Raw genomic sequence first — 11,979 nt, forward strand, 5'->3', positions numbered from 1 at the left:
GATTGTATTAGTGGGGCGGGCTTCTAGCCCGCCCCACAATAATTTTATCTGGTTCCGCAGCTAAAAGCTCGATCGACAAATCCCATCGCACTTAAAGATTTGAGTGGCGATCGCAAAAAACAACTGACAAATACACCTAAACTCTGCTTAAAAACCAGTATCTAGGCGGGGCGGGTTTAGGAGATATTTAGTTTTCAACATAGATGGTTGGTAAAACCCGCCCCTACGTCGCACAAATTATCCAATAACGAATCAACATATTTCACCTATATTAATCCCCGTTCGCCTGCGCTTAAAAGTCTGGTTCGCCGGCCAAAAGCTCGATCGACAAATCCATCTGTTCCTTTCCCCGCGCCAAAAAATTTTCGCACTCCTGCAAGCACTCCACAGCCACCGCAAACTGCTCGAAAACCTCCTCTAGAGGCAATTCTCCCGATTCCACCCGATCGACAATCGCTTCAATTCGATCGACCGTTTCCTGATAATTCCAGTCAGACTGGCGCAACTGCGAATCAATCATAACATTTATTCTGCATCTAATAGTTCTACAATCTTAACTTTCAGCACGCCCCGACTCAACCTCACAGTCAACTCCTCGCCCAATTCCAAACCGTCAGTTTGGCGGACTATCGTACCGTCACTTTGGATTACCGCCGCATAACCCCTTTCCAAAACCGCCGCCGGATTCAGGGCGGATAACTTTTCTTGCAATACTTCCAGTTTACCAGTTGCTTGGCGCAAAGTTCGCGATGTCGCAGGCAAACGTTTTAATCGGTTTTGCAGCAGTTGCAAACGCTCTTCTTCTATCTGAAATCTGGCCCGCACAGCACTTGCTAAATCGAGCATTCTTTGCTGGTGTTCTAAGTAAAGATTTGCCAAATTTGGTACAGCTTGGGCCGCCGCCGCAGTCGGAGTGTGGGCTCGTTTATCTGCTACTAAATCGGCGAGAGATTCGTCTCTTTCGTGCCCGATTCCTGTAATAATTGGAATTGCACAATTGGCGATCGCCCTGACAACTCTTTCGTCATTAAAACAAGCCAAATCTTCCGCAGAACCGCCGCCCCGCGCTAAAATTATGACATCTGCCCTACCGTCCAATTCTACACGCGCGATCGCCCTGACAATTTCCGCAGCCGCCGATTCTCCCTGGACTCCTGTCGGCGACAGCAACACCCGCAAACCCGGATATCTTTGAGCTAGAGTCCGCTGAATGTCCCCCCAAGCTGCGCTGCTGTCGGAAGCCACCACCGCCACAATTTGCGGGTGTGCGGGAATCGGGCGCTTTCTGGCGGGATCGAAGAAACCCTCAGCTTCCAAGCGATCTCGCAACTGTCGCAACCGCAAAGCTTGCAATCCTTCCCCAGCCGGTAGCGACTGTACAACATTTAACTGGTAGTCGCCGCGCTTGTTGTACAGCCGGATGCTTCCCAAAACCAGCAACTGTTCGCCTTTTTCCGGTAACTTCAATAATTTTTGCCGCTGAGAATTCCACACCACGCAGCGAATCGCAGCGCTTTTGTCGGGCTCGCACAGAGTGAAATAGCAGCCTGTGGGGTGGTCTGAAACGCTGGACACCTCGCCTGTCAGCCAAATCGATCGCAGGTTGCGATCGCCCTCCAACAAGTCTTGCAGGTATAATGTTAGTCCGGCTACAGATAAAGCTGTATCGGGCAAAAGTCGATCGGGAATAATTGAAACCATTCAATTTTCAATTTTCAATTTTTAATTTGAGATTGAGGGATTGCGACTCGGATAAATCCGTTCTCCGGTTAGGAAGGATGCCACACTTTTTTATGTTTGCACAGATAAATCAGGCGGCTGGCGGCTGAATTTCTTATTTCTAATTTCGCAAACCTAGGCTACTATATTTAAGGTAATTTATGTGCGAGCAGCTCCTCTTTTGCCAGTTTTGCTCAGGGGCGATCGCCAATCAACTATCAATAAACTAATGATATCAGATGTCATGACTTCGATGAATCTGCTGCGCCAAGAGGCGGCGGCGATCGGCATTACCGAAGCAGAAGCTAGAAAATATGGCGACCTCCGCCATAAAAGAACTTGGTCTTTGGCGATCGAACATCACCTCTCGATGCAAGCACAAGCCGATCGCACAGAATCCGATTCTTCCGGTGCCATCAAAGACTCAGGCTCCCAAGAGTCGAAATACTGCGGTATTCAGCTAACGGCGAATCTGGGCGAATCTCAAGTCAAAATTCAGAACCAAACAGCATCTCTGGCTGCGCCCCCACAGCCTGGAATTGCGATCGGGCGATCGCGCAACAATTCCGACCGCAGCAGCCATCAAATAGGTTTTCAACAAGTAGTTCAAAACCACATTAAAGCACTGACAATTGCATCAGCCTCCCGCACAAACCAACCCAACTTACAAGTAATCAATTGGGTTTGTCCCGATTGCGGTTCCGATGGCTGCTCCGGTTGTCAATTGTGCGCCGGCTCTGGCAATGTCAGCGACATTGCAGCCATTGGATGGACGCTAGCTTATATGGAAATGTTGGGCTGTTCTGCTCGCGAAATAGAACCCCTCAGAAAGTTTTCGCCTTCGCTGCATATTCTGGAATTAAATTTAAAAGTTTGTGTTGCTATCAAAAAAAGTAACGACGTTTTAGCTCGCACTGAAAAATGGGTAATTAGTCATTAGTTATTAGTCATTAGTTATTAGTTATTATTTTTTTTGAAAAAATCCATGTTACAATTCAAGGCTTTGAATTTGAAACTAGAAAGCTAACAACTCATAATTGTCAAGTGCTGACAACAAATTACAACGGAGACCATAACGGCGGCGGTTTCAATAACGACTTGACAAAATTTTGAAAACTTTTAGACTCCTATTAACATATTCAATCACTATTCGCTTCTGGGCTAAAGCTCGATTGTAGTCTTTTTCTAAAACAGAAAGATTCCCATTTTTAGGTGTTTTTTTTAGGAGTATAGCTAAGCTGTTGCGGCATCTAAACTGTATGTTAAAAAACAATTCCCCCAATGAGTGGGGTGTCCCGCCCGTCCTGAATATACAATTTTTATTTGCGCGACAGCTTATGAGAGCGATCGTCTTTTATCCCTTGATAAGCTGTTGCGGCATTTAAATTCAATATTAGTTACAATTCGGCAAATCGTTGATTCAGATACTCCCCAATTTTTCCCCCTATGAAAATAGGTTCGATATTCTTGCCAATATTCCAAGGCCACTAGAACTTGTTCTTTAAGAATTAAAGTGCTGCGATGTCCTCGTTGATCTTGAGGATTTTTTAACCAGAATTGTTCTCAATAGTTCACCATTTCTTTAAACCTTTGAATCTGGACACCAAATCTCCGTTTAAATTGCTCCGGTTTCAAATTTAGATAAAATCGATTGTTCGTGATTGATTTATTGTGTAACTACAAAATAGTTTTTTAGCATTTTATGTTGTTTTTAGCAAAACGTCCTGAAAATCAGTTATAACCTGCAATCAGCTCCACTTAAGCCAAAGCCTTGATTCTAGCATAAAAATATTTTGCAAGAGGTCTATTGTAACAGGCTTGCCTTAGCCCTCAAGTAGCGTTCTTAAACTTTGAGGATTGACAGCTCGCAGCGGTTTCTACAAAACAGGAAAAAAGTCAAGCATAAAATACCCCAGGGCTGTTTCATTCTCCCGAAAACAAGGGTTTTGTAGGGTAGCGCCCTCCTGCCTACCCCCCACCACCGACCATTTTTCGTCATTTCAAGCATTGGGGCAGCCACTCTTTGCTGCCCCTACAAGAGAATGAAACAGTCCTAAAAAAATATCCTTGTAGGGAACTGCGACTCTAGTTGCGAAGCCCACAAACCCTCAATCTTGGCAATCAATTCACTTCCAGACCAGAGAAAGGTTTGAGTGATGAGGTTTTGCGCCTCAATATTCACGCCGCCCAAAATTACGTCACGGTCTGGATTAAACCTCTGAATATAGGCGTAATCATTTCCACCAGCGACTGAGTACCAATTTGTTGTATTATTGCCAATATAAAATGCGTTAAGAGATTGACCGTTGTTGCCAATTAAAGTATCTACTTCAACACCCGATAACCCGTTGCCTTCTGAACCTCTTAATATGTTCTGACCCGCACCACCTTCTAGAATATCGTTTCCCAAACCACCAAACAAGATATTAACGCCGTTTCCACCAGTGAGATAATCATTACCCTCGTCACCGCGAATGGTATTCCTGCCATCTCCGCCATGAATGTTGTCATCTCCAGCCCCGCCCGAGATCGTGTCATTACCTATGCCAGCAGAGAGAATATCATTGCCCTCCTCACCAAGGATCAGATTATTCCCATCTCCGCTAACAAGAATGTCCGCTCCAGCCCCACCGTAAACGGTGTCATTACCTGTGCCAGTCAAGACAAAATCATCCCCATTCCCAACATAATAAGTATTGTTGCCGTTGTTGTTGTAATATTTCCCAAAAATCCCAATTCCTCTTAATTCGTCGTTTCCGTTAGTCCCATAGATGATTCGGTCATTTATCCCGCCATCAAGCTTAGCAGCAACCAGAAACAAAGGATTATTTTGAGCATCAACGGGAATCACTCCTTCATGCACTTGAGGAGAGACATTAAAATCCCCTTTATAAAAGTTGGGTCGAAATTGATGATCGGCCCGCGTGTCACTCAGACCTAGAATATTTGTGGCTAAACGAGAATTGCCACCTGCATCAGTTGTCACCAAATTTGTGTAGGCGGTGACGACACCGTTGTGTTGAGCAATTTGGTCTGCGATATTATTCGGATCGGTGCCGAAGTCAAACAGGAAGGATTCCTTGGCAGTTCCTGCTTGATCTTCATTTCCTGCTAAACTACTGATGCCATTAAAACTTCTTGAAACCGCAGCACCACCAAAGTCTAAGCGCTTGATTGGATCTGCAATTCCTCCATTTCCATCTAATACGTATCCATTTGATAAATCAGTATCGAAGCCATTAATTTTATCGTATGGACTGACTCTTTTGGCCTTATTTGATGCTGGGTCAAGGGCTGTAACCGAACTCACTTGACTTCCGTAGGTATTGAAACTGGCGGCAAGATCGCTGGCTAAGTTAGCGCCGAGACTATTTCCAACAATATTGAGTGCGGCGGCTGGCATTCCCCACTCAACAAGTTTGTCTCGGACTGCGGTTGCCACTGGGGTAATCCACGAACCAGACCTGTAAAGGTCTCCTGCCGCGATCCCTAATGGCCCAATATTGAAGAACTTGGTGCCGCTCACTTGAGTCCAGTCAAGGGCTAAAACCGTATCGTTTGGGTTGGCATCCCTGATGGCTGCCGCCAGATTTGGATCGTAATAATCGGCGGGATTTGTGAAACCAGGAAGCAGCAGCCATACTTTTTGTCCACTCCATTGATCTGCTGAGGGAACGCCAAAGGGCGCGCTAATATTTATTTCACGCTGACTTGGATTAATAGCATTGCTAGGTGGGTTCTTAGTTTCGCCACCTGTTACCCGAAACTTAGTATCTATCACTGCCATTTGAAATTCCTCTCAAGTTAGGTTGTTAAAAATTATTTGTTTCTGTTGACTAACCCTTTCTAGACTTTCTCCACAAGTGAACTGCACCCAAGCCCAAAAAGGCTAACAATGAGGCGAAAGGCGAGGCGTTCTCCGGTACAGGAGTAGGTTCAGTAGTAGGTTCAGTAATTTCTAAGGTCACACTCCCATCACCTCCAATAGTTCCATTTCGCAAGGCAAAATTAAATGACCTCGGATCTCCGAACATCAGTGCATCTTTTCCAGATGCAGAAAAAATTTGTAAGCCAAAGTCAGTTGGAATTCCGTTTTCAAAAGCCAAAAGTGGATACTCTGGAAATCCATCAACATCACTGGCTGTGTAGGTGACAGGATTTAAGCCAGTAGCAAAGTCCAGAAATCTAAAGTTCATAGATAACAGTCCCGGTATAATTCCATTTCCACCACCACCATTGATGGTCATGAACTCTGAGCCTACTTTGGTCAGATGTGTATCGTCGTAAGCAAAGTCACCCCTGTAGACCCCTGCAAAGCTGCCCTTAGTTACGTCAACCCTGATCGTGCCTCCTATTGTGGCTGCCATAGCGGTCGCTCCTCCAAATGTGGATATTAAATATGTTCCCAGGATAGCGGTCAGTCCATATTTTATGTTCATTGGATATTCCTGATTTGAAAGGCTTCACCCACAGCAGTGAGTTTGTTTTCGTTTGTAGCAATTAACGAAAACAACATCTTGAAATAAAGAATCAAGCTTTTTTGCGGTATTTGATACCGTAAAATTACTAGAGTTTTTTTGCCCTTAATAACTCGATGTTTTTAAAATGTCAGTAATTCTATCTACGCCCCGCTTCAAGTTAGGTTGGTAAAGATGATTATTTGTTTTGCTTTCTCGACTTTCTCCACAAGTGAGCTCCACCCAAGCCCAAAAAACCCAACAATGATGCCAAGGGGGAGGCGTTCTCCGGTACGGAAGTAGGAGGAGATTCGTTAATTTCTAAGGTCACTAGCCCCTCACCTCCAATAGTTCCATTTCGCAAGACGAACTTAAATATCCCAGGATCTACAAACATAAATCCGTTATTTCCACCCCAAACTCCGCCATCATTTCCCGGAGCAACTTGCATACCAAATTGAGTGGGAATTCCGTTCTCAAAAAACAAAACAGGATTATCTGGGAAGTTTAAATCATCACTGGCCGTATAGGTGACAGGAGTTAAACCTGTAGCAAAGTCCAGAAATCTAAAGTTCAGAGATAGCAGTCCTGGTCGAAATTGATAGTCACCATCATTCATGACGAGGAACTCCGAGCCTACTTTGGTCAGATGGGTATCGTCGTAGGAAAAGTCACCCGTGTAGACACCCGCGAATTTCGGATCGGTGGCGTTGACGTTGACTTTGATTGTGCCTGCGATTGTAGCTGCCATAACGGTTGAGCCTCCAAATGTGGATATTAAGTATGTACTAAGGATAGCGGTCAGTCCATATTTTATGTTCATTAGATATTCCTGATTTGAAAGGCTTTATCCACAGCAGTGAGTTTGTTTTCGTTTGTAGCAGCAATTAACGAAAACAACATTTTGAGATACAGACTAAAGCTTTTTTGCGGTATTGTAAACTCGTGAATTTATACCAAATTTATAAAATAGCGCTACATATCTACCCCCCCCAACCCCCCCTTGTAAAGGGGGGGAGTCAAACTTTCAGTAGTAGCATAACTTTATGAAATTGGTATTACTAGAGTTCATGAGAAAAAAATTAGGAAATATTGTGAAAATATTAGTTAAAAGAAACCGGGTTTTTATCGAATTTACGGGCAGCAATCAAGTATAGTCGTAAAAAACCTGGTTTCTGGAGCCTCATGCGTCCGTGACTACCGACAAAATAAACCGGGTTTTTATCGAATTTGTGGGCGCAAATGAAGTATTTTTGTAAAAAACTGGGTTTCTGGAACCCTAACACTCAAAATTCAAAAATATCGATCGCCCAATGTGAAATTTTCTCTCTGCAACCGATCGCGCATCTCCCGTTCCTCAACCGCCAAATATTGCTGAAACTCCGGTTTCTCCAAACCGCTGCGCCACATCACCAGAGCATCTTCTCCGGTGTCTTCGTAGTATCGCTTCCGCCGTCCCGCCTCTTTAAAACCAAACTTTTTGTACAGGGAAACTGCGGCTAAATTAGATTCCCGCACTTCTAAAGTAGCCCGCTCTAATTGTCTGTCACACGCGGATTTTAGCAGCGCCCAAAGCAGAGCTTGCCCGAAACCCCGACCTTGAAACTCAGGATGAATTGCCAGCATGATAATGTGAGCTTCTTCTAAAATTGCCCACAAACAACCGATACCGATGAGAGTTGGGGGAATCTGTAGGGGCAGTGGATGGTGCGTGCCCGCCCGGTTTTGACTTGATTCAGAGTCCTCAATTTCCCCTGTCCACAAACCCAATAAATCGCTGTTAGGACTGTCTAATTCGCGCCTGTAGCCTTCGATCGTCCAAAGTCCGCCAAAACAAAGGCGATCGAGCTCGACCGCACTGTTGAGGTGTTCTGGGGCGATCTGTTTAATTTCTAGAAAACGCACGGCAGTAAATTGTACACTAGAAAATAAAGTAGCGATTAGTTTTTTTTTGCTATTGTCGAGTAATTGCTAATCAGTCTCCTAACATTAGTCTACAGCAGCGACTGTTGGCTGCCGGCTAAGGACTGCTGACAAATGAATAATCACCAAGGATAGTTATTGCGCCGATGGTATCTACTCAATCTCTGAGGGCGGAATCTGGACTTCAGTACCTGTCTGAGTCTCAAGAGGCTCTCTCAAGCCGATCGCCCAATCAAGAACTTTTACCGCTGACAGCCCGCGTTAACAGCCGAGATCGGCTGGAAATCGGAGGCTGTGAAGTGACAGCTTTGGTGGAGCAATTTGGCTCGCCGCTTTACATTTTAGACGAAGAAACGCTGCGGGCGGCTTGCACGCAGTACCGGGATGCTTTTGGGCGTTACTATCCGGGCGAAACTCAAGTGCTCTATGCTTCTAAGGCTTGGAGTTGTTTGGCGGTTTGCGCGATCGCAGCTTCCGAAGGTTTAGGAATAGATGTAGTATCTGCAGGGGAAATCTACACTGCACTGCAAGCTGGCGTTAGCCATGACAAAATCTATTTCCACGGTAACAACAAATCCCGCGAGGAATTACAGCTAGCCGTCGAAAGCGGCTGCATTACCGTAGCCGACAACTGGCATGATTTAGAGACTCTTTCTGAGTTGGGAAAATTGGGTGTCACCAGTAAAACAGGCGGGCCGACACGCATTATGGTGCGGTTTACTCCTGGAATTGAGTGTCACACTCACGATTACATTAAAACTGGTCAAATCGACAGCAAATTTGGCTTCGATCCCAATTCGCTCGATCGAGTATTTAAGTTCATCAGCGAACAGCCGTCGTTATTTTGTGTGGGAGTGCACGCTCACATCGGCTCTCAGATTTTTGAACTGCAACCCCACGACGATTTAGCCGATGTCATAGTTGCGACCTTGACAAAAGCACTTAGTTATGGATTGCCAGCGACAGAAATTAATATTGGCGGCGGGCTGGGCATTCGCTATACTGAGACGGACGATCCTCCTAGCATTGAAGATTGGGCTCGTACAGTTTGCACCGCAGTGGTAGCAGCTTGCGAGCGGCAGCAATTGCCATTGCCGAAATTGCTTTGCGAACCGGGTCGATCGCTCGTCGGTACAGCTTGCGTTACAGCTTACACCGCAGGCTCTCAAAAAGTCATTCCGGGAATGCGGACGTATTTAGCAGTCGATGGAGGGATGTCGGACAATCCGCGTCCTATTACCTATCAATCAGTTTATCGAGTAGTCGCAGCCGGCAAAATGTCTGCTCCCTTAACGGAAACAGTGACAATTGCTGGCAAACACTGCGAGTCAGGCGATATTCTGATCGAAGATGCCAAATTGCCCGAGTGTCGGGCCGGAGATATCCTCGCGGTTCCGGCTACAGGAGCATACAATTACAGTATGTCTTCTAACTACAACCGAGTACCCCGACCGGCAGCGGTTTTAGTAAAAAATGGGGAAGTTAACACGATTTTACAGCGGGAAACTTACCAGGATTTGCTGAGGCTCGATCGCCTGCCGGAACGACTCAAAACTCAAAAGTAAGAAGTAAGAAATAAAAAGTAAAAAGTAAGATAATTCATTTCGATTTCTTAATGGTTGTCTTTTAACTTTTTACTTTTGGCTTGTTCAGTCACGCGATTGGAATAACAACTGTTCATGGTTCACGGGTTCGAGTGCATCACGGTTCGCGGTTCACAGGCGGTAGCGTTCGATGAACCATGAACAATCAACAATCTGGCTATAACTTTGGCCTCGTTGAGTCCTTATTGGTTCAGGCGATCGATATTGGACTGGTATTTACGCTTGCGTATTTGGTGCTCGTCATTGTCGGAGAGCGCCGGACGCTGTGGATGGTACGGGGATTTATTATTTTGATGCTGGCAACGGCAGTGAGCAACTGGGCTGGATTGAGGTTGTTGCACGTTGCCCTAAACAGCTTGGTGACAGGTTCGGCTGTAGCAATGGCGGTAATATTGCAGTCGGAGTTTCGCCGATTTCTGGAACAATTAGGGCGGGGGGAAATTAGACAATTGTTTGGACGCGATCGCCGACCAACTCCCGCACCGGACAGCGTAATAGATGAAATTGTGGACGCAGTAAAAGAACTTTCGCAAAACCGCACGGGCGCTTTATTAATTGTAGAAACAGATTCTCCGATCGACGATCGGGATTTTTCAGTGCCGGGAGTCAAGCTAAATGCTGAAGTCTCTAAAGAATTGTTGCAGACAATCTTTCAGCCGCAAACTTTGCTGCACGATGGTGCGGTGTTGATTCGAGCTTCGCGGATCGTGTCGGCGGGGGTAATTTTGCCTTTGTCCGATCGCAGCGCGTCGCGGCAGTTGGGCACCCGCCACCGGGCGGCGATGGGGATTACCGAACGGGTGCAAGCTTGCGTGTGCGTCGTGGTGTCCGAGGAAACGGGTTCGATTTCTCTAGCGCAGATGGGAATGTTAAATCGACCTTTGACTAGCAGCAAACTTAAGGAATTGCTGGAAGCAAAGCTGTTTCCGTCGGAGGGAGAAAGAGTTGTGGCTCCAATTCCGATCGGCAATTTCGGACGGCAGATAGGATTGAAGGGAGTGACACTGTTAAAGCGGATACTGCGCCGTTAGTTGGGTAATCGGGAGAAACCATGAGTCAAGGAATTTGCTTGGAAAAGTTGCCGGAGGATCTGCAAAAAGAACTACTGCCTAAGCACATAGCAGTGATTATGGATGGCAACGGGCGCTGGGCTAAGAATAAGGGGTTGCCGCGGATTGCCGGACACCGCAGGGGGGCTAGCGCCCTGAAGGAATTGTTGCGCTGCTGCAAAGATTGGGGGATTCTCGCTTTAACGGCCTATGCTTTTTCGACGGAGAATTGGGGGCGGCCGATTGGGGAGGTGGATTTTTTGATGAGTTTGTTCGAGGGCAAGCTGCGACAAGAATTGCGGGAGATGGTGGACGAGGACGTGCAAATTCAATTTATGGGGAATTTGCAGGCTTTACCAAAGTCTTTGCAGGCCGAAATCGAGCGTTCTGTGACGGCAACGGAGCACAATCGGGGGATTTTGTTTCGGGTGGCGACGAATTATGGGGGCCGCCAGGAGATTGTACAGGCTTGTCGGGCGATCGCCACTCAGGTGCAGGAGGGCAAGTTGCAGCCGGAGGAGATTGATGAGGTTTTATTTAAACGCTATTTGTATACTGCTGATGTTTGCGATCCGGATTTGCTGATTCGGACGAGCGGGGAAATGCGGTTGAGCAATTTCTTGTTGTGGCAAATGGCTTATTCGGAAATTTACATTACTAAGACGTTGTGGCCCGATTTTGACCGATCGGAGTTTCACCGCGCTTTGTCTGATTACCAGCAGCGCAGCCGCCGATTTGGCAAAGTGTAAAATCTCAAATCAAATTAGGGCCCTGAGAAAACGGCATCTTCGATGTCGTAACGCGAGAGAGAGTATTTGAAAGCTCGCTGAATGTCTTTACCGTCGGCCCCTGCGTCAATGTAGCGGACGGTGATTTGGTCGATATCGAGGGAGAGTTCTGCTTTCCAGGTAGGTCGATCGATCTGCCAGCAGTGTAGTTCTTGCCTGTCTTGCTCGCAGCCGCGGCTTTTTAGCCACTGCTCGATTTCCGGCAGCGGATGGTTGTACAAAGGAGTATCAGCGGAAGGAAGAGTCATGGGATTTTAGATTTTAGATTTTAGATTTTAGATTTTAGACTTGGGATTTCGGATTGGGGATTTGAGGCTTTAATTGCCGCGAATCAAACCGATCGCGATCGCCAGTACAAAACATCCGATTAAAGTAGTTCCCATCATAAACAGGGCGAATATTTCTCCTGGGGAAAGAGGGCGATCCGTGGGGTCTAGAT

Annotated in this window: 11 protein-coding genes and 2 pseudogenes; 4 read left to right on the plus strand and 9 right to left on the minus strand. The window is 46.2% G+C overall.

Translation table 11 applies throughout. The features are described 5' to 3' along the window. Positions 1 to 292: 292 nt before the first annotated feature. Positions 293 to 520, minus strand: coding sequence for an exodeoxyribonuclease VII small subunit (xseB, locus tag WBA89_RS12025; protein WP_424406636.1), 228 nt, complete (start codon positions 518 to 520; stop codon positions 293 to 295). A 5-nt stretch (positions 521 to 525) separates the two neighbouring features. Further along, positions 526 to 1,701 (minus strand): exodeoxyribonuclease VII large subunit, encoded by a 1,176-nt coding sequence (gene xseA / locus WBA89_RS12030; protein WP_424406638.1) that lies wholly within the window; start codon positions 1,699 to 1,701, stop codon positions 526 to 528. Between the two features lie 181 nt (positions 1,702 to 1,882). Between xseA and WBA89_RS12035 the strand changes: the two genes are divergently transcribed. Further along, complete coding sequence (locus WBA89_RS12035; RefSeq protein WP_424406640.1) at positions 1,883 to 2,659, plus strand: hypothetical protein; 777 nt, start codon at positions 1,883 to 1,885, stop codon at positions 2,657 to 2,659. 75 nt (positions 2,660 to 2,734) lie between these two features. Here the strand turns inward: WBA89_RS12035 and WBA89_RS12040 are convergent. From WBA89_RS12040 to rimI, 5 genes and pseudogenes are all read right to left on the minus strand, one after another. Next, positions 2,735 to 3,354: pseudogene (locus WBA89_RS12040) on the minus strand (transposase family protein). Positions 3,355 to 3,772: 418 nt separating this feature from the next. Then, positions 3,773 to 5,506 carry a calcium-binding protein gene (locus tag WBA89_RS12045; RefSeq protein WP_424406642.1) on the minus strand — a complete coding sequence of 578 codons (1,734 nt, stop codon included), beginning with the start codon at positions 5,504 to 5,506 and terminating at the stop codon, positions 3,773 to 3,775. 49 nt (positions 5,507 to 5,555) lie between these two features. After that, complete coding sequence (locus tag WBA89_RS12050; protein WP_424406644.1) at positions 5,556 to 6,158, minus strand: hypothetical protein; 603 nt, start codon at positions 6,156 to 6,158, stop codon at positions 5,556 to 5,558. A gap of 217 nt (positions 6,159 to 6,375) precedes the next feature. Beyond that, positions 6,376 to 6,927, minus strand: coding sequence for a hypothetical protein (locus tag WBA89_RS12055; protein ID WP_424406646.1), 552 nt, complete (start codon positions 6,925 to 6,927; stop codon positions 6,376 to 6,378). 542 nt (positions 6,928 to 7,469) lie between these two features. Continuing rightward, positions 7,470 to 8,081, minus strand: coding sequence for a ribosomal protein S18-alanine N-acetyltransferase (rimI, locus tag WBA89_RS12060; protein WP_424406648.1), 612 nt, complete (start codon positions 8,079 to 8,081; stop codon positions 7,470 to 7,472). A 164-nt stretch (positions 8,082 to 8,245) separates the two neighbouring features. Between rimI and lysA the strand changes: the two genes are divergently transcribed. The 3 genes from lysA to WBA89_RS12075 all read left to right on the plus strand — a co-directional run bounded on the left by lysA (position 8,246) and on the right by WBA89_RS12075 (position 11,501). After that, entirely contained in the window at positions 8,246 to 9,664 is a 1,419-nt protein-coding gene (lysA, locus tag WBA89_RS12065; protein ID WP_424406650.1) for a diaminopimelate decarboxylase, read from the plus strand. 176 nt (positions 9,665 to 9,840) lie between these two features. After that, complete coding sequence (cdaA, locus tag WBA89_RS12070) at positions 9,841 to 10,734, plus strand: diadenylate cyclase CdaA (RefSeq protein ID WP_424406652.1); 894 nt, start codon at positions 9,841 to 9,843, stop codon at positions 10,732 to 10,734. A gap of 20 nt (positions 10,735 to 10,754) precedes the next feature. Further along, positions 10,755 to 11,501, plus strand: coding sequence for an isoprenyl transferase (locus tag WBA89_RS12075; RefSeq protein ID WP_424406654.1), 747 nt, complete (start codon positions 10,755 to 10,757; stop codon positions 11,499 to 11,501). A 14-nt stretch (positions 11,502 to 11,515) separates the two neighbouring features. On the opposite strand, the gene WBA89_RS12080 is transcribed toward WBA89_RS12075, so the two are convergent. Then, a complete protein-coding gene (locus WBA89_RS12080; protein WP_424406656.1) occupies positions 11,516 to 11,788 on the minus strand; it encodes a DUF3143 domain-containing protein in 273 nt (90 codons plus the stop codon). 69 nt (positions 11,789 to 11,857) lie between these two features. Continuing rightward, positions 11,858 to 11,979 (minus strand): annotated as a pseudogene (locus WBA89_RS12085) (J domain-containing protein); the annotation flags it as partial.

Origin of the sequence: Microcoleus sp., assembly GCF_049646505.1 — a bacterium.
Classification (GTDB): Bacteria; Cyanobacteriota; Cyanobacteriia; order Cyanobacteriales; family Microcoleaceae; genus Microcoleus.